This is a genomic window from Anaeromyxobacter soli (assembly GCF_022808855.1).
Classification (GTDB): Bacteria; Myxococcota; Myxococcia; order Myxococcales; family Anaeromyxobacteraceae; genus Anaeromyxobacter; species Anaeromyxobacter soli.
Window position 1 is genome coordinate 1 of the sequence record NZ_JAKZLF010000013.1, and the last position, 22771, is coordinate 22771.

22 protein-coding genes are annotated in these 22771 nt (G+C 74.5%); 3 read left to right on the plus strand and 19 right to left on the minus strand.

The genetic code is table 11. The features are described 5' to 3' along the window. Nucleotides 1-592: 592 nt before the first annotated feature. From gmk to MLV88_RS11205, 12 genes are read right to left on the minus strand one after another with little or no spacing between them, the layout of a single operon-like run. A complete protein-coding gene (gene gmk / locus MLV88_RS11150; RefSeq protein WP_242340391.1) occupies nt 593-1264 on the minus strand; it encodes a guanylate kinase in 672 nt (223 codons plus the stop codon). Beyond that, nucleotides 1254-2129: a YicC/YloC family endoribonuclease gene (locus MLV88_RS11155; protein WP_243337521.1), complete on the minus strand. Its 876-nt coding sequence runs from the start codon at nt 2127-2129 to the stop codon at nt 1254-1256. The genes gmk and MLV88_RS11155 overlap by 11 nt, the downstream gene beginning before the upstream one ends. 56 nt (nt 2130-2185) lie before the next feature. Next, a complete protein-coding gene (locus MLV88_RS11160; protein WP_242340393.1) occupies nt 2186-2398 on the minus strand; it encodes a Trm112 family protein in 213 nt (70 codons plus the stop codon). 21 nt (nt 2399-2419) lie between these two features. After that, nucleotides 2420-3553, minus strand: coding sequence for a glycosyltransferase family 4 protein (locus MLV88_RS11165; RefSeq protein WP_243337522.1), 1134 nt, complete (start codon nt 3551-3553; stop codon nt 2420-2422). A 20-nt stretch (nt 3554-3573) separates the two neighbouring features. Beyond that, on the minus strand, nt 3574-4056 hold the full coding sequence (locus MLV88_RS11170; RefSeq protein ID WP_277957340.1) for an adenylyltransferase/cytidyltransferase family protein: 483 nt from the start codon (nt 4054-4056) through the stop codon (nt 3574-3576). 8 nt (nt 4057-4064) lie between these two features. Then, on the minus strand, nt 4065-5075 hold the full coding sequence (locus MLV88_RS11175; protein WP_242340396.1) for a bifunctional heptose 7-phosphate kinase/heptose 1-phosphate adenyltransferase: 1011 nt from the start codon (nt 5073-5075) through the stop codon (nt 4065-4067). A gap of 9 nt (nt 5076-5084) precedes the next feature. Continuing rightward, on the minus strand, nt 5085-5999 hold the full coding sequence (locus MLV88_RS11180; RefSeq protein WP_242356322.1) for a lysophospholipid acyltransferase family protein: 915 nt from the start codon (nt 5997-5999) through the stop codon (nt 5085-5087). 5 nt (nt 6000-6004) lie between these two features. Next, a complete protein-coding gene (gene lpxK / locus MLV88_RS11185; RefSeq protein ID WP_243337523.1) occupies nt 6005-7120 on the minus strand; it encodes a tetraacyldisaccharide 4'-kinase in 1116 nt (371 codons plus the stop codon). After that, nucleotides 7117-8115, minus strand: coding sequence for a glycosyltransferase family 9 protein (locus tag MLV88_RS11190; RefSeq protein WP_242340399.1), 999 nt, complete (start codon nt 8113-8115; stop codon nt 7117-7119). The genes lpxK and MLV88_RS11190 overlap by 4 nt, the downstream gene beginning before the upstream one ends. Further along, entirely contained in the window at nt 8112-9392 is a 1281-nt protein-coding gene (locus MLV88_RS11195; protein WP_242340409.1) for a 3-deoxy-D-manno-octulosonic acid transferase, read from the minus strand. The genes MLV88_RS11190 and MLV88_RS11195 overlap by 4 nt, the downstream gene beginning before the upstream one ends. A 24-nt stretch (nt 9393-9416) precedes the next feature. Further along, entirely contained in the window at nt 9417-10511 is a 1095-nt protein-coding gene (locus MLV88_RS11200) for a CehA/McbA family metallohydrolase domain-containing protein (protein WP_243337524.1), read from the minus strand. Nucleotides 10512-10513: 2 nt separating this feature from the next. Then, nucleotides 10514-12349: an ABC transporter ATP-binding protein gene (locus MLV88_RS11205; protein WP_242340401.1), complete on the minus strand. Its 1836-nt coding sequence runs from the start codon at nt 12347-12349 to the stop codon at nt 10514-10516. Nucleotides 12350-12538: 189 nt separating this feature from the next. On the opposite strand from MLV88_RS11205, the gene MLV88_RS11210 reads away from it, so the two are divergent. Then, complete coding sequence (locus MLV88_RS11210; protein ID WP_242340402.1) at nt 12539-12994, plus strand: hypothetical protein; 456 nt, start codon at nt 12539-12541, stop codon at nt 12992-12994. Between the two features lie 44 nt (nt 12995-13038). On the opposite strand, the gene MLV88_RS11215 is transcribed toward MLV88_RS11210, so the two are convergent. The 5 genes from MLV88_RS11215 to lpxB form a co-directional block, all read right to left on the minus strand. Continuing rightward, on the minus strand, nt 13039-15108 hold the full coding sequence (locus tag MLV88_RS11215) for an elongation factor G (RefSeq protein ID WP_242340403.1): 2070 nt from the start codon (nt 15106-15108) through the stop codon (nt 13039-13041). A 141-nt stretch (nt 15109-15249) separates the two neighbouring features. After that, nucleotides 15250-16947: an AMP-binding protein gene (locus MLV88_RS11220; protein WP_242340404.1), complete on the minus strand. Its 1698-nt coding sequence runs from the start codon at nt 16945-16947 to the stop codon at nt 15250-15252. Between the two features lie 84 nt (nt 16948-17031). Continuing rightward, nucleotides 17032-17682: a MarC family protein gene (locus MLV88_RS11225; RefSeq protein WP_242356316.1), complete on the minus strand. Its 651-nt coding sequence runs from the start codon at nt 17680-17682 to the stop codon at nt 17032-17034. A gap of 43 nt (nt 17683-17725) precedes the next feature. Next, the gene (locus tag MLV88_RS11230; protein ID WP_242340406.1) at nt 17726-18466 is read right to left on the minus strand and encodes a polyprenol monophosphomannose synthase; all 741 of its coding nucleotides are present in this window, start codon (nt 18464-18466) and stop codon (nt 17726-17728) included. Further along, the gene (gene lpxB / locus MLV88_RS11235) at nt 18463-19596 is read right to left on the minus strand and encodes a lipid-A-disaccharide synthase (protein WP_242340407.1); all 1134 of its coding nucleotides are present in this window, start codon (nt 19594-19596) and stop codon (nt 18463-18465) included. The genes MLV88_RS11230 and lpxB overlap by 4 nt, the downstream gene beginning before the upstream one ends. A gap of 119 nt (nt 19597-19715) precedes the next feature. Here lpxB and MLV88_RS11240 point away from each other — a divergent pair, with 119 nt between their 5' ends. Beyond that, nucleotides 19716-20414 (plus strand): tetratricopeptide repeat protein, encoded by a 699-nt coding sequence (locus tag MLV88_RS11240; RefSeq protein WP_243337526.1) that lies wholly within the window; start codon nt 19716-19718, stop codon nt 20412-20414. 51 nt (nt 20415-20465) lie between these two features. After that, the gene (locus tag MLV88_RS11245) at nt 20466-20894 is read left to right on the plus strand and encodes a hypothetical protein (RefSeq protein ID WP_242335892.1); all 429 of its coding nucleotides are present in this window, start codon (nt 20466-20468) and stop codon (nt 20892-20894) included. A gap of 52 nt (nt 20895-20946) precedes the next feature. Here the strand turns inward: MLV88_RS11245 and MLV88_RS11250 are convergent, their stop codons facing one another. Together MLV88_RS11250 and MLV88_RS11255 are read right to left on the minus strand one after the other, a co-directional pair. Continuing rightward, nucleotides 20947-21258, minus strand: coding sequence for an ArsR/SmtB family transcription factor (locus MLV88_RS11250; RefSeq protein WP_242335889.1), 312 nt, complete (start codon nt 21256-21258; stop codon nt 20947-20949). Nucleotides 21259-21311: 53 nt separating this feature from the next. After that, complete coding sequence (locus tag MLV88_RS11255) at nt 21312-22688, minus strand: cytochrome c3 family protein (RefSeq protein WP_242335886.1); 1377 nt, start codon at nt 22686-22688, stop codon at nt 21312-21314. Nucleotides 22689-22771 lie beyond the last annotated feature (83 nt).

Consider the following 22771-nt stretch of genomic DNA (forward strand, 5'->3'; position numbering starts at 1 on the left):
CCGCATTCCGTCGTAGGCTTGCTATTCAGTTTTCAAAGACCGAACGAACCCTCCCGATCCGTCTCCGGCTCGGGCCTGACTTGCGCGGTGTCTCGAGGACAATCCGTTCCGTCAGCGAGGGCGGCGTGTTTAGCAGCTTGCCGTCCCAGTGTCCAGGGCTGATTCCGAGCAACTCGGAACCCGCCCTTTCGTGAGGGAGTCGGTTTCTAGCCGACCCGCCTCCGCCCGTCAAGCCCCTCGCGACGTTCAGCCGTGTCGCGTTCGAGCTCGAGGAGGGCGCAGCTTCTACCCTCCATCGGGCACCCCGTCAAGCGCGTCCGAATCATCCGTTCGGCCGAGCCTGGGAGGGGGCGTCTTGTAGCCGCCTCCCGGGGGTACGTCAAGGAAGAAACCCTGCTACTTCGGATGCTTGCTGCCGGGTTTCCACCAGAACCGGGGGCAGCTTCTACCCCCGCTCTCCCCTCCCGTCAAGCTGGCTCCGGATCGTGCTGTCCGCCGTCCGTGAGCCCGCCGCCGCGAGGGGTGCGCGTTGTACCCGCGTCCCGAGAGGGAGTCAAGCCGTCGAGGCCTCCTCCCCTCCCCTGCTCGCGCGTCAGCGCGCCCAGCCGCGCAGATCCGCGCGCTCGCGCAGGCAGCGCTCCGCGGTCTCCGCTGCGCCGGGATCGCGCCTCCCGGCGCGGCGCGCGCGCACGTGCGCGGCGATCGCGTCGAGCTTCGCGAGCGCGTCCTCGAGCTCGTCGTTCACCACGACGAACTCGTAGGTCTGGAGCCCGCGCGCGATCTCGTCGTGCGCGGCCGCGAGCCGCCGCCGGATCACGTCCTCGGCGTCGGTGGAGCGGCCGCGCAGCCGGCGCTCCAGCTCGGCCTCGTCGGGAGGGAGCACGAGCACCGTCGCCGCCGCGTCGGGCCAGGCCGCGCGGATCTGGGCGCCGCCCTGGACGTCGATGTCGAACAGCGCGATGCGTCCCGCCGCGAGCGCGGCGTCGACCGTGTGACGGAGCGTGCCGTAGCGCCTGGCGTGGACCTCCGCCCACTCGGCGAAGGCGCCCTCCCGGACGAGCTCGGCGAAGCGCTCCGGCGTGACGAAGTGGTAGTCCACCCCGTCGCGCTCGTCGCCGCGCGGCGCGCGCGTCGTCGCGGAGATCGAGAACACCGCGTCGGGGTGCGTCGCGCGGAAGCGGTGCGCGAGCGTGGTCTTGCCGGCGCCGGAGGGCGCGGAGAGGACGAGGAGCAGCCCGGGCGCGGGGGAGGCCTCACTCGACATTCTGCACCTGCTCGCGCATGCGCTCGATCTCGGCCTTGAGCGCGACGACCACGCCGGCGATCTCGGCGCTCTGCGACTTGGAGCCGACCGTGTTCACCTCGCGGTGCATCTCCTGGACGAGGAAGTCGAGCTTGCGCCCGGCGGGCTCGCCGCCCCCGAGGAGCGCGCGCACCTGCGCGGCGTGGCTCGCGAGGCGCGTGAGCTCCTCCGCGACGTCGCTCCGGTCGGCGAGCAGCGCGACCTCCTGCGCCAGCCGCGCCGGGTCGAGCGCCACCCCGCGCGCGAGCTCGGCGAGCCGCTCCTCGAGCCGCGCGCGGTGGTGCTCCACCGCCTGGGGCGCGAGCACCGCGACCCGCGCCGCCAGCGCCTCGACCGTCGCGAGCCGCGCGGCGAGATCGCGGGCCAGCGCCTCGCCCTCGCGGGCGCGCATCTCGAGGAGCGCCTCGAGCGCCGCCCCGAGGCCGGCCCGCAGGGCCTCGCGCGCGCCGTCGAGGTTCACGTCGCGCTCTTCGAGCCGCACCACGCCGTCCGCGGCGAGGATGTCGGCGAGCGTCGCGCCGGCGGCGAGGCCGAGGCGCGCCTGGAGCTCGGCGAAGGCGCGCGCGTACGCCTCGGCGAGCTGGACGTCCACCCGCGGCGCGAGGCCGCCCGCGCCCGCGGCGCGCCGGATCGACACGTCCACGCTCCCGCGCGCGAGCCGATCCTTCACGGCCTTCGCCGCCTCGAGCTCGAGCGCCGCGTACTCGCGCGGCAGCCGGACCTTCACCTCGCAGAACTTGTGGTTGACGGAGCGGACCTCGACGTCGAGCTCCTCGCCCGCGGCCGCGCCGTGGCCGGCGCCGTAGCCCGTCATGCTGCGGATCATCGCTCCACCCCGGGGCAATTCATGGGCGCGGACCGTAGCGTCGCCCACCGGGAGCGTCAAGGCGCGCCGCCGCCCTCTCCGGAGCGGCCGGGCGGACGATCGCCGAGCGGCCGCGCCTCGTCGAGCAGCATCACCGGGATGTCGTCCTCGATGCGGAAGACCAGCCGGCACGCGTGGCAGCGGATCTCCCGGAGCTCCTCGCGGAACTCGAGATCGCCCTTGCAGCGCGGGCAGGCGAGGATCTCCTTCAGCTCGGGCGCGAGCGCCATCGAAAACCTCCGGCGCGGAGATTACGCCGCGCGTCCGGCGGGCGGCAAGGCCAGGATCTCGGCGAGGAACGCGGCGATCGCGTCGCCTCGCGCGGTCTCCGTGAACGCGGTGGTCATGCGCTCGCGCGCGGCCCGCCCCATGGCCTTCGCGCGGGCAGGCGCGCCGAGGAGCTCCACGAGGGCGTCGGCGAGCGCGGCGACGTCGCCCTGCGGGACGAGGAGCCCCGTCGACCCGTCGACGATCGCCTCCGCGGGCGCGCCGAAGCGGTACGCCACCCCCGGCCGCCCCGCGGCCATGCCCTCGAGCAGCGCGCGGCAGGTGCCGTCGTTCCCCTCCGCGAGCAGCACCTTCGCGTCCAGCGTCCGGTACGCCGCGGCGAGCTCGGCCCCTGCCCGGTACCCGGCGAAGACGACGTTCCGCTGGAGCCCGCGGTGCGCGACCCGCACCCGGAGCGCCTCCTCCCCCTCCCCCCGCCCGACCACGACGAGCCGCGCCTCGGGGAGCCGGTCGGCCACCCCGCGGAAGGCGTCCACGAGATCCTCGTGGCCGCGGCGGGGCTTGATCCGCGAGACGATGCCGGCGACCGGCGCTCCGGCCGCGATGCCGAGCTCCTCGCGCAGGTCGGGGCCCTCCGGCGTGAACGTCCCCGCGTCCACCGCGCCGCGCGTGGCGAGCACCCGCGCCTCCGGGACGCGAAAGCGCTCGACGAGGACCCGCGCGTGGGCCTCGCACACCGCCACGAGGCCGTCGGTGCGCCGGAACGCGAGGCCCTGCACGCCGCCCCGGGCGAGGGCGCGCGCGGCGTGCACCGTCCGCACGACGCGCGCCCGGCCGCCGGCGCCCGCGGCGAGCAGCGCCAGCACGTGATCGTGCGAGAAGTTCGCGTGCAGCACGTCCACGCCCCCGCGCGCGAGCGCGGCGAGGCGGCCGACGTCGCGGAGGTAGCGGACGGGCCCGGACTTCGGGGAGAGCGCGAGGTCGCTGCGCACCGCGAGCCCCTCGGCGCGGAGCCGCTCGACGAGGTTGCCGGGGCGGAGCGTCTCGACCGCGAGCTCCACCTCGTGGCCGTGCGCGAGGAGCGCCCGCGCCACCGAGGCCATCGGCTCGGCCGGGCCGGTCCACCACGCCGACGAGAGGAGCTCCAGGACCCGCACGCCGGCCGCCGCGCGCCCGCCTACCGGCGCGTCGCCTCGAGCTTGCCGATGAGCTCGGTGGTGGAGTGGTCCTTGGGATCGCCCGCGACCGCCACGCGGCCGCCGTAGGAGCGCACCTCGGCCGCCTCGGGGATCGTGTCGGGCGTGTAGTCGGTGCCCTTCACCTGCACGTCCGGGCGGAGCGCGCGGATCACCGGGACCACGTCCTTCGAGTCGAAGAGGACCACGTGATCCACGCAGGTGAGCGCCTCGAGGATCTCGGCGCGCTCCGTCTCCGGGACGACCGGCCGCCCGGGCCCCTTGTTCGCGCGCGTGGAGGCGTCGCTGTTCACCGCGACGACGAGCAGGTCCGCCTCCGCCTTCGCGCCCTGCAGGTAGCGGAGGTGTCCCACGTGGAAGAGGTCGAAGACGCCGTTCGCGAGCGCGATGGTCCGGCCGGCCGCGGTCGCGGCGGCCCGCACGGCCGGGAGCTCGTCGAGGGCGACGCGCTTCGAGGCGCTCAAGTCGGACCTCATGGGCGGAGGAGCTCCGCGGCGAGCTCGTCGCGCGACACGGTGGCGGTCCCCGGCTTCTGCACGACGAGCGAGCCCGCCACGTTCGCGAGGCGCGCGGCCGTCACCGCATCGCCCCCTGCGGCGAGGCCCGCGCTGAAGGTGGCGGCGACGGTGTCGCCCGCGCCGGTCACGTCCACGGCGTCCTGGCTGCCGTGCGCGGGGACGTGCACGGGCGGCAGCCCCTTGCGGAAGACGGACATGCCGTTTCGCCCGCGGGTGACGAGCAGCACCTCGCAGTCCACGCGCTTCTGGAGGGTGCGCGCGGCGCGCTCGAGGGCGCCCGGCTCGCCGAGCGGCACGCCGGACGCCGCCTCGAGCTCGACCTCGTTCGGCTTCACCATGGTGAGGCCGGTGTAGGCGCGCAGCTGGTAGCGCGAGTCGACGCAGACCGGGACCCCGCCTCGCTTCAACCGGCGGAGCGCCTCGATGGCGTCGGCGTGGACCGTGCCCGAGCCGTAGTCGCTCGCGAGGATCGCCTGGGCCGAGCGCCCGTGCTTCTCGAGCTCGCGGACGAGCCGCTTCTGGACCGCCGCGGAGAGCGGCTCGCGGGGCGCGCGGTCGAGGCGGATCATCTGCTGGCGCCGGCTCGAGCGGCCGCCGGCCAGGATCCGCGTCTTCGCCTCGGTGGGACGGCCCGCGACGCGGATCAGCCCCGAGACGTCGATGCCGCCGCCCTCGAGCTCGTCGAGGAGCGCGGTGCCGAGCGCGTCGTCCCCGACGACCCCCACGGCGCGGACCTTCACGCCGAGCGCGGCGAGGTTCTGCGCGGCGTTGCCGGCCCCGCCGGCCTTCAGCTCGGAGGCCTCGTAGCGCACGATGAGGACCGGCGCCTCGCGGCTGATCCGCTCCGTCTCGCCGTAGACGTACTCGTCCGCGACGAAGTCGCCCACCACCACCACCTCGGTCCGCGCGAACGAGGGGAGCAGGCCGGCGAGCGAGGGCAGGAGGTTCTCTCGGGGGCGGCGCACGCGCGTTTCCTACCGCGCGCCGTCCGCGCGCGTCAATGCGGAGGCGGCCGCCGGGGGACCCGCGGCCTCGCCCTCCGGCCGCGTCTTCCACCGGCGGTGGAGCCAGTACCAGCGGTCGGGGTAGAGGCGGATCCAGCGCTCGAGCCGGTCGTTCAGATCCTGCATGAACGCGAGCGCGTCCGCGTCTCGGTCGCCGGTGTCGGGCACCGCGAGGGGCCCCTCGATGACGACCTTGTGGCGCCCGTCGCCGAGCGGGACGGAGACCGTGAAGACCACGGCCGCCCCGGTGCGCATCGCGAGCAGCGCCGGGGTCGCGGCGGTCGCGGCCGGGACGCCGAAGAAGGTCGGGAAGATGGCGCGCCGGCGCGGCTGGTTCTGGTCGATGACGTAGCCGAGCACGCGCCCCGCCTTGAGCGAGCGGATCGCGGCCGAGAGCGTGCTGCCCCGCGTGACCACGAGATCCTCGACGCCGGCGCGGAGCCGCGCCTTTCGCCAGAGGTCGTTCGCGCCCGACTTGCCCATCTCGCGCGTGATCATGGTGATGGGGACGCCGCGCAGCGTGTGGGCGGCGGCCAGCACCTCGAAGTTCCCGAAGTGCCCCGTCGCGGCGATGACCCCCTTCCCGCGCGCGCGCGCCTCCTCGAACCGGTCCCAGCCCTCGTGCACGAAGATGCCCTCGAGCTCCTCGCGCGAGAGGGACGGCACGCGGAAGAAGTCCGGGATCATCTGCCCGAAGTTGCGGTAGGTGCGGCGCGCGATGTCTCTGCGCTCGCCCTCGGTCTTCTCGGGGAAGGCGAGCCGGAGGTTGTCGAGCACCACGCGCCGGCGGATCCGGCTCGTCCAGGCGAGCCAGCCGAGGGCTGCGCCGAGCGCCGCGACGACGCGGGGCGGGAGGCGGGCGAGGAAGAAGCCGAGGAGGCGCATGCGAGTCACCCAGCGCTGCGAGAGGAACCGGCGTGGACCGTGAGCGCTGCGTCGAGGACCTCGGCGAGGACCGCCTCCCCCCGGACGAGCTCCGCGTCGATGCGCACCGCGCACAGGCGCGGCTCGGCGGCGCGGGCCGGCGCGAGCCGGACGGCGTCCTTCTCGGTCATGACCACGCGCGCGCGGGCGGCCTCCGCGGCGCGGAGGACGTCGTCGAGCTCGCGCTCGGTGAACCGGTGGTGGTCGGGGAAGGCCCGCTCCGCGACCACCTCGGCGCCGAGCCCGGCGAGGGTGCCGAGGAACGCGCCGGGCCGCGCGAGCCCGGACACGGCGATCACGCGCTCCCCGCGCAGCGCGCCGAGGCCGAGGCTCCGCCCGAGCGTCCCGTCGACCACGTCGACCGGCGCGTGCCGCGACTCGACCGGCGCGCGGCCGGTGGCGTCGAGCGCCAGCGCGCGCAGCGCCGTGAGCGCCGCCGCGTCCGCCCCGTCCACCCGGGAGAGCCAGACGAGCCCCGCGCGCCGGATCGCCCCGCGAGGCTCGCGGTTCGGGCCGCGCGGCAGCAGGTGCCCGTTGCCGAACGGGTTCGCTGCGTCGAGCACCACGACGTCGAGGTCGCGCGCGAGGGCGCGGTGCTGGAACCCGTCGTCGAGGACGAGGGCGTCGGCGCCGAGCGTGGCGACCGCCATGGCGGCGAGCGCGGCGCGGCGGGGACCGCACAGCACGGCGACGCCCGGCAGCCGGCGCGCGAGGAGCGCCGGCTCGTCGCCCGCCTCGTCCGCGCCGAGGAGCGTCCGCACCCCGTCGGAGACGACGCGCGGGTCGGCGCGCGACGCGCCGTAGCCGCGCGAGAGCACCGCCACGCGCCGGCCGCGCGCGGCGAGCCGGCTCGCGACCGCGATGGCGGCGGGCGTCTTGCCGGCGCCGCCGACCGCGACGTTGCCGATCGACACGACCGGAACGCCGGCGCGCGCCTGGGCGAGCAGCCCGCGGTCGTAGAGCGCGCCGCGGGCCGCGGCGCCCACCCGGAACAGGCCCTCCGCGAGGACGAGCGGCGCGAGCAGCGCGGTCTCGCCGGGCGCGGCGTGGGGTCGCCACCAGATCCGCTCCACGAGGCTCATCGGGCGAGCAGCTCGCGGGACGCCGCGAGCACGGCCTCGGGCGCGAGATCGCGCAGGCAGCGGTGGTGGCCCTCGGGGCAGTAGTCCCCGCCGTGGTTCGAGCACGGGGCGCAGGCGAGCGCCAGCGAGAGCGACCGCCCCGGCGCGGGCGGTCCCCAGCGCGCCGCCGAGGTCGGGCCGAAGAGCGCGAGCGCCGGGACGCCGACCGCCGTGGCGAGGTGCACGGGGCCCGAGTCGCACGCGACGAGGAGCCGGACGCGGGAGAGCGCGGCGGCGAGCGCGTCGAGCGGCAGGAACGAGAGGTCGGCGGCCACCTCGCAGCGGGCGGCGGCGCGGAAGGCGGCGAACGCGTCGCGGTCGCCCGGCCCGCCGCACAGCACGATCCGGTGGCCCTCGGCGGCGAGCGCGTCCGCGACCGCGGCGAACCGCTCCGCCGCCCAGCGCTTCGTGGCCCAGCGGGCGCCCGGGGCGACGGCGACGATGGAGCCGTCCACCGCGCCGAGCGCGTCGTCGGCGAGGGCCCGCGCCTGCGCCGAGAGCGCGACCTTCATCCGGCCGGGCTCGCCGATGCCGAACGGCGCGAGGGCCTCCGCGTAGAGGCGGGTCTGGTGCGCGCGCACGAGCGGCGGGTCCGCCCCGAAGACCGACCGCAGCGCCTGCAGCGCGGAGCGGCGGCGGAAGGCGGCGCGCATCGGCGCGGCGGCGCGCGCCACGAGGACGCTGCGGGCCTTGTGCTGGAGGTCGATCGCGACGTCGAACCGGCCGCGCAGGCTCGAGGCGAGCCCCCACGCGCCGTTCGTGCCGTCGCGCCCGAGCCGGTGGACCTGGGCGAGCTCCGGCAGCCCCTCGAGCAGCGGCGCGTAGAGCGCGTCCGTCACCCACTCGATCCGCGCCGCGGGGAAGCGCCGGCGCAGGGGCTCGAGGACGCTCGTCGCGAGGACGACGTCCCCGAGCGCGCTGTAGCGGACGACGAGGATGCTCGCCGGATCCGTCACGCCGCCGCCTTTCCACGCGGGAGCATGGAGAGCATGTGCTCGACGTTGCGGGCGCTCGCGCCGCGGATCGACGTCACCGAGCCGCGCGCCAGCGCGCCGAGCTCCTCGAGCTGGTCGGGCCGCGAGAGCAGCTCCTCGGCCACCTTGAGGAGCTGCTCGGGCGAGGCGACCTGGATCCCGCCGCGCCCCTGCAGCACCTGCACCGAGTCCTTGAAGTTCTCCATGTGCGGCCCGAACAGCACGGGCTTCCCCTGCGCCGCGGGCTCGAGCACGTTCTGCCCGCCGCGCGTGACGAAGCTCCCGCCCACGAAGACCAGCGTCGCGAGGCGGTAGGCGATCGAGAGCTCGCCGATGGTGTCGAGCAACGTGACCTGCGCGTGGCCCGCGGGCGCGCCGCCGCTGCGCAGGCGGACGCCGAGCCCCGCCTCCGCCGCGAGCGCCATGATCTTGCCGCAGCGCTCGAGGTAGCGCGGCGCGATGACGAGCTGGAGGCGCGGGTGGCGCTCGAGCAGCCCCTTGTACACGCCGAGGACGAGCTCCTCCTCGCCCTCGTGGGTGGAGCCGGCCATGAAGACGGGCGCGGTCGGGTCGAGGCCCATCTCCGCACGGAGCGCCTGCTCCTTGCCCTCCGCGCCTTCGAGCACGAGCGCGTCGAACTTGGTGTTCCCGGTCACCCACACGCGATCGGGGGCGGCGCCGAGCGCGAGCGCCCGCTCCGCCTCCTCGTCCGAGCGCATGAGGAAGCAGTCGATGCGGCGGAGGGGGTTCCGGATGGCGCGGAACATCGCGCGGTAGCGCGAGAGCTTCGCCGGGTTGAAGCGGCCGTTCGTGAGCGCGATCCGCACCCCCGCCTTGCGGGCGGCGCGGATGAGGTTCGGCCAGATCTCCGTGTACTCGAGCACCAGGAGGTCGGGCTTCAGCGCCGCGACCGCGCGCCGGGTCGCGCCGAACAGATCGTACGGCGCGTACAGCACCACGTCGGCCTCGGCGAGCTTCTTCCGCGCCATCTCCTGGCCGCTGTTCGTGATGGTGGTGACGATGATGCAGGAGCCCGGCAGGCGCCGCTTCAGCTCCCGCATCATCGGCTGGAGCGAGAGGAGGTCGCCGGCGCTCGCGCCGTGCAGCCAGACCCGCGGGCTGCCCCGGCCGAGGTCGAGGCCGCGCCGGTAGAGGCCGAGGCGCTGGGCGATGCCGTGGCGCAGCTTCGGGTGCGTGAGCAGCACCGGCAGCGCGAAGACGAAGAGCGCGTAGCTCGCGATGACGTAGACGAGGTGCAGGGCGGGACCTCTCGTGGGGCGCTTTTACTCGATGCGCAAGGGGTTCGTGAAGATCCACGGCCGGCCGTCGATCCGGGCCTCCACGCGGTAGTCGCCGGGGGCGCACCGGCCGTCGCAGCGGAACGCGGCGCCGTCCGCGTCCGGGGCGAGCGCGCCCGCGGGGCGGCCGTCGCGCAGGAGCGCGAACCGGGCGCGCGGATCGGGGGGCGCGCCGAGCGACAGCGCGATCGTCTCCGGGTCGGGGCGCCCGAGCCGGACGCGCGCCGCCGGCGCGACGCCGTCGAAGACGCACGCCGCGCTGCCGTCGAGGAGCGCCGCGGTCACCGCGCGCGCGTCGGCCTCCGCGTCCCCGCTCCGGCGCACGGGCACGCGCATCGAGAACGCCTCGAAGGCCGCGCGGTAGCCCGGGTAGCCGTGCGCGTCGGCCGAGCACAGGAGCACGCGGACCTCGCCGCGGCCGCGCGCGGCGCCCTCCTCGGCGTCGAAGCGCGCGAGCTCGTCCGCGGGATCGGCGGCGAGCGCGAGCACGGCGCCGGCGCCGTCGAAGGGCAGCGCCGCCGCGGCGCGCACCACCTTGCCGGCCGCGCGATCCGTCACCACCCGGTACCAGGACGTGTCGTTCGAGACGACCTCGAAGCCGCGCCACGGCCCCCGACCCCAGCCGGTGAAGGGCCGGCGCGGGTGGAACGGGTGCGCCAGCACCGCCTGGCCGCCGAGCGCGGCGATCGCGCCGAGGGGATCGCGGACGCGCTCCTCCCGCGTGAGCGCGCGCGGCACCCCGAGCGCCACCACGTGTCCGTAGGGGGTCGAGACCTCGGTGGCGGGCACCACGAGGACGCCGTCGAGGTACTCCGCCCGCTCCGGGGCGCGGACGTTGTGATCGGTGACCACGACGAAGTCGAGGCCCGCGGCGCGCACCGCGGCGACCACCTCCGCGAGCGAGCCGCGGCCGTCGCTCGCGGTGGTGTGCACGTGGTAGGCGCCGCGCAGCCCCTCCCGCGCCGCGTCGGCGTGCGCGGCCCCGGAGCGGCGCAGCGTGCGCTCCCGGAGCGCCATCGCGCCGAACCCCGCGTAGCCGGCGAGGAGGAGGACGACCGCGGCGAGGACGATCCGCTTCAAGCCTAGCCCGCGCTCACGCGCGCCTCCGCGCGCGCCTCGCCCTCGAAGATCCGGTGGAGGCGCGCGTACTCGCCGCCGCGCGCGACGAGCTCGTCGTGGGTGCCGAGCTCGACCACGCGCCCGCCGGAGAGGACCACGATGCGGTCGGCGTTCCGCACCGTCGAGAGGCGGTGCGCGATGACGAGCGTGGTGCGGCGGCGTCCGCCCTCGATGGCCATGAGGGAGTCGAGCGCGCGCTGCACCTCGCGCTCGCTCTCCGCGTCGAGCGCGCTCGTCGCCTCGTCGAGCACGAGGATGGGCGCGTCCTTGAGGAAGGCGCGGGCGATCGCGATCCGCTGCCGCTGGCCGCCCGAGAGGAGGACGCCCTTCTCCCCCACGCGGGTGTCGTACCCGTGAGGCAGCGCCTCGATGAAGCCGTGCGCCTGCGCGAGCCGCGCCGCGCGCTCCACGTCGGCCTGCGCCACCTCGGGACGGCCGTAGGCGATGTTCGCGCGGATGGTGTCGTTGAAGAGCACCGTCTCCTGCGTCACGAGCGCGAGCTGGGCGCGCAGGCTCGCGAGCGTCACGTCGCGGACGTCCTTCCCGTCGACGGTGATCCGGCCGTCGGTGACGTCCCAGAAGCGCGGCAGGAGGTTCGCGACGGTCGTCTTGCCGCCTCCGGACGAGCCGACGAGCGCCACCACCTCGCCCTTGCGGATCTCGAGGTCGAGGCCGTGCAGCACCGGGCGATCGCCGTACGCGAAGGCCACCCGCTCGTAGCGGATCGCCTCCGCGAACCGCGGGAGGACCTCGCGGCCGTCGTCCGGCACGGCGGAGGGCGTGTCGAGGATCTCGAAGATCCGGTCGCCGGCCGCCGCGCCCTGCATCGCGATCTGCCCGACGCGCCCGAGCTGCTTCACGGGCGTGTAGAGGAGGAGCACCGCCGCCACGAAGGAGAAGAACTTCCCCGGCTCGAGCTCCCCCGCCAGGATCCGCCCGCCGACCCACCAGATCGCGGCCGCGAGCCCCGCCGCCCCCATGATCTCCATGAGCGGCGACGAGAAGGCCCGGACGAGATAGCTGCGGCGCAGGATCCGGATGAGCTTCCCGTTCGCCTCGGCGAAGCGGCCGGACTCCCAGCGCTCCATCCCGTAGGCCTGCACGACCCGCATCCCGCTCACCGCCTCCTGCACCATCTCGGACAGCTCGCCGGCGGTGGACTGGGCGTGGCCCGTGACGCGCTTCAGCCGCTTCGCGAGGCGCACGACCGGCAGGAGCGTGACGGGGACCGCGCCGAAGGCGACGAGCGACATGCGCCAGTCGAGGACGAAGCACGAGACGAGCATCACGATGACGGTGAGCCCGTCGCGCAGGTAGCTCGGGATCGCGTTCGAGACGGCGGTCTCGACCGAGAGCACGTCCGCCGAGAAGCGCTGGAGGATGTCGCCGGAGTGGCGGCGCGTGTAGAAGCCGGGCGACAGCCGCAGGAGGTGGTCGAAGAGGGCGCGGCGGACGTCCGCGATCATCCGCTGCCCGACCATCCCCATCAGGTAGAACTGCCCGAAGTAGGCCACGCCCTTCAGCGCGGCGACGCCGACGATGATCGCGGGCAGGATGCCGAGGATGGTCGAGCGGTCCAGCCGGGCGAGCTGGCCCGCGACGTCCCACGACGCCGGCACGAACTTGGCGAGGCTGCCGAGGGCCCGCGGGTCCCCGCGGAACAGGAACTCGAGCGCCGGCCCGAGCAGGTACACGTAGGCGGCCGTCGTGACCGACAGGATCGCCATGCAGAGGATGGCGACGGCGAGCGTCAGCTTGTACGGCGCGACGAAGCGGAGGAGTCTCAGGTACGAGCGCAAGGCGCGGCCATCCTATGCCAGAACGTCCGCGGGGGGCAGGACGACGCTACCCCGTCCGGGCGGCACCCTCACCCACCCGGCCGCCCGCCCGGCCGCCTGCCGCCCCCACTGGCCCGGTTGACCCACCCTCGCCGCCGGCGCCGAATCGGATCGTGGGCGCGGCCCACGCCGCGCGCCACGGAGGTCGCAATGGCGAGGACGGTGGAGCAGAGGCGGAACCCGGCGGGCGTCGAGCACTGCATCGCGATCACGGGCAAGGGCACGCCCGGCGGCACGGCGCTCGAGGAGGCGATCGAGGCGGTGACGAGGACCGCGGCGGTGCTGGCGGCGGCCAAGAAGAAGGGCGGGAACCTGTTCCGCCCGGGCGCGCCCGAGGTCCGGCTGCGTCCGGCCGGCGAGGGTGATCGCGGGAGCGGGGGCTTCACGGTGCTCGTGCGCGTCCCCGACTTCGTGAGCGCGCGCGACGCGCGCGAGGCGGCGCACGAGGCCGCGGAGCGTCGGCCCGCCGCCAAGGCCGTGAGGCTCGTCGCGGTGGGCGCGGCGGCGCTGCGCGGCGGCGGGCGGCCGGGCCGCGACCGGCAGCCGAGCGGGATCCGTCGCACGCGCTCGGGGCCGCAGCACCGGGCCCGCGAGACGCTGCGCTGAGCGACGGGTCGCGCTCGCGACGACCGTCGCAGCGCGCGGCTCGCTCACTCCTCGAGGCCCTTCACCTTCCCCTCCGCCCGCCGCCGCTCGATGATCTTCTGCGCGATGGGCGGCGGGACGGGGTCGTAGTGCGAGGCCTCCATCGTGAAGTACCCGACGCCCTGCGTGAGCGAGCGGAGGTCGGCGTCGTAGGTCATCGCCTCGGCGTGCGGGCAGAGGGCGCGGACGAGCACCCCGCGCGCGAGCGGCTCCATGCCCTGCACCTTCGCGCGCCGGCTGTTCAGGTCGCCCATCACCGCGCCGACGTACTCCTCGGGGACGCGCACCTCGAGCTTCATCACGGGCTCGAGGAGGATCGGGCGCGCCTCGAGGACGGCCTTCTTGAACGCCATCGAGCCCGCCACCTGGAACGCCATGTCGGAGCTGTCCACGTCGTGGTAGCTGCCGAACACGAGCCTCGCCCTGAAGTCGACGACCGGGTAGCCGGCGAGCGGCCCGGAGTGCAGGGCGCCGCGGATCCCCTTCTCGACCGAGGGGATGAACTGGCGCGGGACCACGCCGCCGACGATGGCGTCCTCGAACTCGAACCCCTCCCCGCGCGCCTTCGGCACGAGCTCGACGTGGGCGTCGCCGTACTGCCCGTGCCCGCCGGTCTGCCGCTTGAACTTGCCCTGCGCCTTGGCCGGCGCGGTGATGGTCTCGAGATACGCGGGCGTCGGGGGCGCGAGCGTGACCTCGACGCCGTGCTTGCGCTTCACGCGCTCCACCGTCACCTCGATGTGCGCCTGCCCCATGCCCTGGAGGAGCATCTCGCCCGTGTCCGGGGAGCGGGCCAGCTCGAGCGAGGGGTCCTCCTCGATGAGCTTCTGCAGCGCCGCGGCGGCCTTGTCGTCGCCGGCCTTCGCGTGGACGGCGTACGACACCGGCCGGGTGTGCTGCGCGAAGTGCGGCAGGAGGATGGGGGCGGCCGGGTCGCACAGCGTGTCGCCGGTGTGCGCGTCCTTCAGCTTCATGAGCACGACGAACTCGCCGGGTCCCGCCTCGGGCACCTCCGCCGTCTGCGCCCCGTCGGTGCGGTGCAGGTGCGAGACGCGCTCCTCGCTGCGGGTCCTGGGGTTCATCACGTTCGCGTCGTGCTTCAGGGTGCCGGAGAACACCCGGACGTAGTCGACGCGCCCGGCGAAGTGGTCGATGGTCGTCTTGAACACCTGCCCGCAGAACGGCGCCTCGGGGGTGGCGGGGCGCGTCACCTCCTTGCCGGCGAGGTCCTTGCCCTTCACCTCGCGCGCCTCGGGGCCCGGGACGATCCCAACGACGAGGTCGAGCAGCTCGCGGACGCCGACGCCGCTCTTCGCGCACGTGCACGCGACGACGAGGATGCGCTGCTCGGCTGCGCCCCGGGCGAGGCCGCGCGCGATCTCCTCCTCCGAGAGCGACCCGCCCTCGAGGTACTTCCCGAGCAGCTCGTCGTCCGACTCCGCGGCGGCCTCGACGAGCGCGGTGCGGAGGCGCTCCGCCTCGGCCGAGAGCTCGCCGGGGATCGCGCCCTCCTCGTACCGGCCCTTGCCGTCGTGCAGGTGAGCCTTCATCGAGACGAGGTCCACGAGGCCGGCGCACTTGCCGCCGCGCAGGATCGGGAGCTGGACCGGGACCGGCTTCACCTTGAGCGAGGACTCCACGTCGGCGAGCGTCCTCGCGAAGTCGGCCTGCTCGTGGTCGAGCCGGGTGATCACCGCGATCGCCGGGCGGCCCGAGTCGGCGAGCACGTCGTACGCGCGCTCGGCCCGGTTGTGCGCGCCGTCGGCGGCCGAGAGGGCGAGCACCGCGCCATCGGTCACCTGCAGCGCCCACTCCACCTCGGTGAGGAACGCGGCGAACCCCGGGCAGTCGAGCACGTGGAACGCCCGTCCGCCCTCCTCGAAGCTCTCGGGGTGGAGCGCCAGCGTGAAGTTTCGCTTCTTCTCCTCGGGCTCGGCGTCGAGGCGCGAGGTGGAGGCTTCGCCCGGGGGCCGCTTCGGATCGGCGATGCGCCAGAGCGCCTCGACGAGGGCGGTCTTGCCCGCCCCGTCGGCGCCGATGATGGAGAAGGTGCGGATCACGCGGGAGTTGGCCATGTCGTGTCTCCGGCTTCCCCGCGCCCCGGGGCGCGGGCGTGTGCGTTGAAGGATGCAACGAGACGCATGCGCGGCGCCACGTGTTCTTCACCGCGCGGCAGACGCGGCCCGAGAGGGCCGCGCCCGTTCGTCGCGCCCGCGTCAATCGCCCCTGGCGATCTCCGGGAAGTCGTCCTGCCAGAACTCGCGCGGGCCCCGCGGCGCCCCGGGCTCGCGGCCCTGCTCGCGGCGCCGCAGCTCGACCCGCCGGATCTTGCCCGAGACGGTCTTGGGCAGCTCCGAGAACTCCAGGCGGCGGACGCGCTTGTACGGCGCGAGCCTCCGGCGCAGGAACCGGAAGAGCTCGAGCGCGAGCTCGCGGTCCGGCGCGCGCCCCGGCTTGAGGATGATGAACGCCTTGGGGACGAGGCCGCGCACCGCGTCGGGGCTCGGCACGACGGCCGCCTCCGCGACGGCGTCGTGCTCGATGAGCGCGCTCTCGAGCTCGAAGGGGCTGATCCGGTAATCGGAGCTCTTGAAGACGTCGTCGGCCCGCCCGACGTAGGTCACGTACCCGCCCGCGTCCCGGGCGGCGACGTCGCCCGTGTGGTAATGGCCGTGGCGCGTCGTGAACTCGTTCAGGTTGGGGTCCTGCTCGTAGCCCGCCATGACGCCGGCCGGGCGCGGGTCGAGCGTGATGGAGAGCTCGCCCTCGGGCGCGTCGTTCCCCTCCTCGTCGAGCAGCGCGATGCGGTAGCCCGGCAGCGGGCGGCCCATCGAGCCGGGCTTGAGCGGCTGGCCCGGCGAGTTGCCGATCTGCGCCGTGGTCTCGGTCTGGCCGTAGCCGTCGCGGATCGTCACGCCCCAGGCCTTCCGGACCTTCTCGATCACCTCGGGGTTGAGCGGCTCGCCCGCCGAGAGCGCCTCGCGGACCTTCACCTGGTGGCGGGAGAGATCCTCGAGGATGAGCATGCGCCAGACGGTGGGCGGCGCGCACAGGGTCGTGATCTGGTGCCGCTCCAGGACGCCGAGCGTCTCGCGCGGCACGAACCTCGCGTAGTTGTGCACGAACACCGTCGCCCCGGCGTTGAACGGCGCGAAGAAGCTCGACCAGGCGTGCTTCGCCCAGCCCGGCGACGAGACGTTCATGTGCACGTCGCCCTCCCGCAGGCCGATCCAGTACATCGTCGAGAGGTGGCCCACCGGGTAGCTGCGCTGGGTGTGCACGACGAGCTTCGGCTTCGCGGTGGTGCCGCTCGTGAAGTAGAGCAGCACCGGGTCCGAGGACATCGTCTCGCCGTGCGGGATGAACAGCGACGACTCGTCGTAAGCGAGCTCGAACGGGATCCAGCCCGGCACCTGCTCGCCCACGACGTGCCGCGCGAACCCGCCGTCGAGCGCCCGCATCTTCTCCGCGCCGGCGGGGTCCGTCACGACGTGGCGCACCCGGCCGCGCTCCACGCGATCGACGAGGTCCTCCGGCGTGAGCAGCGTGCTCGCCGGGATGACGCACGCGCCGAGCTTCATGGCCGCGAGCATTACCTCCCAGATCTGCACGCAGTTCGGCAGCATCATGAGGATGCGATCGCCGCGCTCGACGCCGTGGCGGCGGAGGTAGATCGCGACGCGGTTGGAGCGCTCCGCCAGCTCGGCGTACGAGAGGCGCACCTCCGCGCCGTACTCCTCCACGAGGTGCAGCGCCGTCCGCGGGTTGCCGTCCGCGACGATGTCGAACCAGTCGAGCGCCCAGTTGAAGCGATCGAGGGCCGGCCAGCGGAACTCCCGGTAGGCGGTCTCGTAGTCCTCGCGGTGCTGCACGAGGAAGTCGCGGGCGCGGCGGAAGCTCTCCGTGGACGACATGCGGGCCTCCCGGGGTGGAGGCCGAGTGTGACAGACGGCCACAGGGCATTGCGAGACGCCCCGCCCGTCCCGTCCGGGTGCTCGCTAGGGACCCAGCAGGCGTCCGGCGAAGGACTCGGACAGCCCATCGAGCATGAACTGGATGCCGATGGCGACGAGCAGCAGGCCCGCCGCGCGCTCGAGGATGGCGAGGCCGGTCCGCCCCAGCACGCGCTCCGTCCGCGTGGCGCCTGCGAGGATCACGTAGCTCCCCGCGGCGGTGAGCGCGATCGCGACCAGCACGGGGATGGCGTGCCACCAGGGCCCGCTCCGCGCGCGCGCCATGAGGACGACGGCGGTCGCGATGCTCCCCGGCCCGGCGAGCAGCGGCATCGCGAGCGGCACGATGGCGATGTCCTCCTTGTCGGCGCCCGCCTCCACCTCACCCTCGGTGATGCGCGTCCTGGACGGCTGGGTGCGGATCATGTCGAGCGCGAGGAGGAGCAGCACGACCCCGCCGGCGATCTTGAACGCGCCGAGGCTGATGCCGAGCAGCTTGAAGATCCAGGCGCCGGCGAGCGCGAACGCGGCGAGCACGAGGCCGGCGGCGATGGCCGCGCGGAGCGCGATGACGCGCCGCTCCTCCGCGCTGTGCCGCCTCGTCATCGCGAGGAAGAACGGCACCGCAGAGAACGGATCGACGACGAAGAAGATCGCCGAGAACGAGACGAGGCCGAGGCCGAGGAGCTCACCCATGACGAGGCGGGCGGAAGATACCGCGGACGGCCGCGGCGCGGGGCTACTTCTCGGGCGCGGCGCGGCGCGCGAACCCCGAGCGGCGGATCGACCAGACCTTGCGCACCGCCTCGATCACGATCCGGCGCGACATCTTCGACTGCCCCACCCGCCGGTCCGCGAAGACGATCGGCACCTCCACCACCCGGAACCCCCGCCGGAGCGCGCGGTAGGTGAGCTCGATCTGGAACGCGTAGCCCGAGCACTCGACGCTCGGCAGGTCGATCGCCTCGAGCACCTCGCGCCGGAAGCACTTGAACCCGCCGGTGAGGTCGCGCACGCGCACGCCGAGGATGGTCCGCGCGTAGAGGCTGCCCCCGCGCGAGATGAGCTTGCGGCCGAGGCCCCAGTTCACCGTCCCGCCGCCCGGGACGTAGCGCGAGCCGAGCACGAGGTCGGCGTCGCTGCGGGCGCGAGCGAGCAGGGCCGGCAGGTAGCGCGGGTCGTGCGAGAAGTCGGCGTCCATCTCGAGCACGTAGGCGTACCCGCGCGAGAGCGCCCAGTCGAAGGCGGCGAGGTACGCCCTCCCGAGCCCCTGCTTCGCGGCGCGGTGGAGCACGTGGACGCGCGGCTCGCGCGCGGCGAGCCGGTCGGCGAGCTCGCCCGTGCCGTCCGGCGAGCTGTCGTCCACGACGAGCACGTCCACGTCCGGCGTGGCGGCGAGGATGCCCGCGACGATGGGCTCGAGGTTCTCGCGCTCGTCGTAGGTGGGGAGGCAGACGATCGCCGGGCGCCGCTCCGTCATGACATCACCCCCACGATCTCCTCCGCCACGCGCCGGGGCGCGCCGGGCTCGCCGAGCGAGTCGCGCACCTCCTGCAGCGCCGCGAGCTGCGCGTCGCGCACCGCGCGATCGCCGAGGAGCCGCTCGATCTCCGCGGCCATGCGCGCCGGGCTCGCCTCTCCCTGCAGGAGCTCGGGGACGACGCTTCGGCCGGCGAGGATGTTGACGAGCGCGAAGTGCGCGATGCGCACGAGCATCCTGCCGAGCGCGTACGTGAGCCAGGAGAGCCGGTACACCACGACCATCGGCCGGAGCATGATCGCGGTCTCGAGCGTGGAGGTGCCGCTCTTCACGATGGCGGCGTCGCTCGCGCCCACCACCTCCTCGGTGCGCCCGTCGACGAGCTTCACCTCGATGGTGCGGTGCACGGCGAGGTACGGCTCGAGCGCGGCGCGCGGGAGGGTCGGGGCGACCGGCACCACGAACTGCGCGTCGGGGTGGACGGCCTTGATCCGCTCGGCGGCCTCGAGCATGGGCGCGAAGAGGCGCTTCAGCTCCGACGCGCGGCTCCCCGGCACGAGCGCGACGGTGGTCCGGCCGTTCGCGAGTCCGAGGGCGGCGCGGTAGCGGTCCGGGGCCTCCGGCGGCGGCCGCTCCGCGAAGGGGTGCCCGACGAAGCGCGCCCGGACGCCGGTGCCCTCGTAGAAGCTCGGCTCGAACGGGAGGATGCAGAGCATCCGGTCGACGACCTTCGCGATCTTCTTCGCCCTGCCCTTCCGCCACGCCCAGATGGTGGGCGAGACGTAGTAGACGACGGGGATCCCGAGCTTCTTGAGCTTCGCCGCGAGGCGGAGGTTGAAGTCCGGCAGGTCGACGAGCAGGGCCGCCTTGGGGCGGCGCTCGGCGGCGGCGCGCGCGAGCAGGCGCAGGATCCCGAGGATCCGCGGCAGCCGCGGCAGCACCTCGGCGACCCCCATCACCGAGATGTCCTCCGCCGGCGCGAGCACCTCGAGCCCCGCGGCGCGCAGCCGCGGACCGCCGACCCCGAACGCGTGGATCCCGGGCCGCAGCGCCGCGAGCTCCTCGAGCGCGCGCGCCGCGTGCAGATCGGCGCTCGCCTCGCCGGCGACGATGAGGATCTCCTCGGACAAGCCGGCGGGTCATAACACGCACGCCTGGGCGGTCCAACGGTCCCAGGGGTCGGTGTGGGCACCCGGCGCCACGAAGATCGCGGTGGAGCCCCGCGCCGGTGCGTGGCTAACATCCCCCCGTGCCGCTCTTCCGCCGCCGGCCGCGCACGCGAGCCGAGATCGTCGCCGCCGCCGACCGCGCCCGGGCGCGCGGACGCATCCGCAAGGCGGTGGCCGGGTACCGCGAGGCCCTCCGCAACGACCCCGAGGACCCCTCGCTGAACGTGAAGCTCGCTCCGCTGCTCGCGCGCCTCGGCCAGGGCGCCGAGGGCGCCCGCTGCTTCCGCCGCGCGGCGGAGCGCCACCTCGCCGCGGGGTTCACCGATCGCGCCGCAGCGGTGTGCGCCACGGCGACCGGGGTGTTCCCCCTCGAGCCCGCCTTCCGCGTCGAGCTCGCCCGTCTGCACGCGCTGCGGGGCCGCCGGGCCGACGCGGTGGGTGCCCTCGTGGACGGCGGGCGCGCGCTCGCCCGGGCGCGGCGCCGCCCGGCCGCCGTGTCGCTCCTGCGCCGGGCGCTCGAGCTCGAGCCGCTGCACCTCGAGGCGCGGCTCGCGCTCGCGCCGGCGCTCGCCGCCGAGGGTGAGCGCGAGGAGGCGCGCTCCCTGCTCCGGGGACTCGAGGGGCACGCCCGCGGGCGGGACCTTCGGCGGGTGCGGTGGGCCGCGCTGCGGCTCGCGCCGACCCCCGCCGCGCTCTGGCGCTGGCTCTCCGCCGCGTTCGCGGGCGACGCGCCCGGCCGCCAGCCCGGCGGCGGGCGCGGACGAGACCGCGCTCGCTAGTCCACGTTTGGATTTGCGTCCACTCCGGCCCCCATGCTGGAGTGCGACCGAATGACACATGGGGGCCGGAGCGTCAGGGGCGAGCTGCCCTGGCTGGGGGTGTCGCTGTGCGGCATCCTGGCCGCGCACGCGTTCTCGCACTTCGTCATCCACCGCGGCGCCATCGTGGCGTCTCTCGCCGCCACCGGGACCGTGCCAGGCTGGATGTGGGGCGCCCTCTTCGCGCCGGAGCTCGTCGCCTGCTTCATCGTGGGGTGGCGGCTGACGCGCTGGTGGCAGGTCGGCCTGTACGCCGTCGGGGCGACCGTGGTGCGCCAGGCCTGCGAGCTCGCGCTCCACTTCGCCGGCGACGCGGGGCACGTCATCGAGGGGCCGCGCGCCGTGCTCGTCGCGACCCCGGTCGTCGCCCTCGTCTACGCGATGCTCATCGGGCTCGCCTCGGCGTCCGGCCGCCAGGACCGGCAGCTCGACGGCGCCTGAACGGCGGGACGATGCGCGGCACCGAGGGCGACCGCGCGTCGCCAGCCGTCATTCAGCGCTCGCAGCGCTCCATGCAGCAGACGAGGTCTTCCAGCGCCGGCTCGGCGAGCCGGTAGCGCGCGAAGCCGTCCTCGCGCGTCGCGGCCACGAGCCCGAGGCTGCGCAGGATGCGCAGCTGCTGGGAGACGATCGCCTGGCTCGCGCCCAGGCGCTCCGCGAGCGTCGAGACGTTCAGCTCCTCGCGGCAGAGCGAGGCGACGATGCGCAGCCGCAGCGGGTGCGCGACGGCCTTCAGCACCTCCGCGATCCGCCCGGCGCGGGCGGGGTCGGAGGCGAGGGGGGGCTCTGGACGAAGGTTCGACACGGAGGGACAGGATAGCGCGGACGGGCGTCGGGCGCCCGCCCGCGCCGGGGGACCTAGAACTCTTCCTTCTTCTGCTCCTTGTCGTGGAGCCGGTCGAACCAGAGCTCCGCGCTCTTCAGCTTGCGCCGGGCGATCTCGCCCTTCGAGTAGCCCAGCGCCTCGAAGTCGAGCTGCCCGTTCGCGGTGTGGCAGCGATCGCAGGACAGCGCCTTCTGCCTCGTCACGAGGTGGCTGTTCGCGAAGTAGATGGTCTGCCAGCCGGGGACGGGGTCGACGTTCTTCAGGCCGAGCGTCTTCGCGGCGGAGGCGACGCCCGCGAGCGTGTCACCGGTCGCCGTCGGCTGGGCGAAGTCCATGGAGAGGAGCTTGCCCGTGCGGCGATCGTAGTAGGCGCGCCCCTCGTAGATCTTGAACGGGGTGATCTTGCTCTTCGGGTCGGCCCGGCTGCCCTTCGGGCCGATGAAGTGCGGCTCGTTCCGGACGGAGCCGTTGAACCACGCGTAGACCGGCTTCGTGCCCGCCGGCTCCCGCTTGATGGTGGACGGCTCCCAGAAGCCCGTCGACGCGTCCTTCGACCACTTCGTGAAGTCCTTCGCCACCGCGCCGCCCGAGGTCGGGATGTGGCAGGTCTGGCAGGCGATCTTCGCGACGTGCGCGTCGTAGTCCGCGTCCTTGTGCGGCTTGGCGCCGTGGCAGTCGGCGCAGGCCACGCGGACGCCGTCGTTCGCCCAGTTGTTCGGATCGAAGCCCGTCGGGATCTTGTGGTCCTTCGCCTTGTGGCAGTCGGCGCAGGTCATGCCCTTCGCGGCGTGCGCGTCGTGCTCGGCGTCGAACGCGAAGCCGCGCTTGATGAGCGTGCCGCCGCCCGCCGTCTCGTGGCAGGTCATGCAGGCCTTGACGGTGGGCTTGCCCACCGCGAGGGCCGCCTCGACGCTCCGGTCCTGCCCGATCGCGACCTTGCCGTCGGGGGTCTTGTAGGGCTTGCGCTTCGAGTAGTCGTACTTGGCCGAGTGGCACACCAGGCAGTCGATGGCGGCCTCCGCCTCCGCGCCGTCCGAGCCGACGCCGGCGAGGTGGTTGCCGGGGTGGCAGGTGTTGCAGCCGGTGAGCTTCGTCTTGCCGAGCGCGTTCTGCGGGATCTCCTTGAGATCGTTGACGACGTCGTTCCCGTTGCAGAACGTGTAGATGCGGTTCTTCATCCCGTACTCGAGCTTGGGATCAAGGTTGTCCACGTTCGTCACCTTGGACGCGTGCTTCCAGTGGACGGTCCCGAGGAACGCCTTCGCCGTGCCGGGGTGGCACTCCTCGCAGGTCTCCGGGCCCTTGTAGCCCTTCTCGCGGATGACGTCGTTTCCGGGGTGCTCGGCGGCGAGCGCGGGCGCGGCGGCGAGGGCCGCGGCGAGCGCGAGGGTGCGGGACAGGATGCGCATTTTCACTCTCCGTTCAGCGTGTGATCTGAAAAAAAGGGCTGCAGCGCAAGGGGACGTGCGCTGCAGCCCTGCTCCGGCCCTCT

Bases quoted from the DNA above. Each gene is read 5' to 3' on its own strand.
- MLV88_RS11155 (WP_243337521.1), bottom strand. From the start codon at position 2,129: ATGATCCGCAGCATGACGGGCTACGGCGCCGGCCACGGCGCGGCCGCG.
- MLV88_RS11210 (WP_242340402.1), top strand. From the start codon at position 12,539: ATGGCGAGGACGGTGGAGCAGAGGCGGAACCCGGCGGGCGTCGAGCAC.
- MLV88_RS11225 (WP_242356316.1), bottom strand. From the start codon at position 17,682: ATGGGTGAGCTCCTCGGCCTCGGCCTCGTCTCGTTCTCGGCGATCTTC.
- MLV88_RS11255 (WP_242335886.1), bottom strand. From the start codon at position 22,688: ATGCGCATCCTGTCCCGCACCCTCGCGCTCGCCGCGGCCCTCGCCGCC.
- MLV88_RS11160 (WP_242340393.1), bottom strand. From the start codon at position 2,398: ATGGCGCTCGCGCCCGAGCTGAAGGAGATCCTCGCCTGCCCGCGCTGC.
- MLV88_RS11220 (WP_242340404.1), bottom strand. From the start codon at position 16,947: ATGTCGTCCACGGAGAGCTTCCGCCGCGCCCGCGACTTCCTCGTGCAG.
- MLV88_RS11180 (WP_242356322.1), bottom strand. From the start codon at position 5,999: ATGCGCCTCCTCGGCTTCTTCCTCGCCCGCCTCCCGCCCCGCGTCGTC.
- MLV88_RS11215 (WP_242340403.1), bottom strand. From the start codon at position 15,108: ATGGCCAACTCCCGCGTGATCCGCACCTTCTCCATCATCGGCGCCGAC.
- MLV88_RS11230 (WP_242340406.1), bottom strand. From the start codon at position 18,466: ATGACGGAGCGGCGCCCGGCGATCGTCTGCCTCCCCACCTACGACGAG.
- MLV88_RS11245 (WP_242335892.1), top strand. From the start codon at position 20,466: ATGACACATGGGGGCCGGAGCGTCAGGGGCGAGCTGCCCTGGCTGGGG.
- lpxK (WP_243337523.1), bottom strand. From the start codon at position 7,120: ATGAGCCTCGTGGAGCGGATCTGGTGGCGACCCCACGCCGCGCCCGGC.
- gmk (WP_242340391.1), bottom strand. From the start codon at position 1,264: ATGTCGAGTGAGGCCTCCCCCGCGCCCGGGCTGCTCCTCGTCCTCTCC.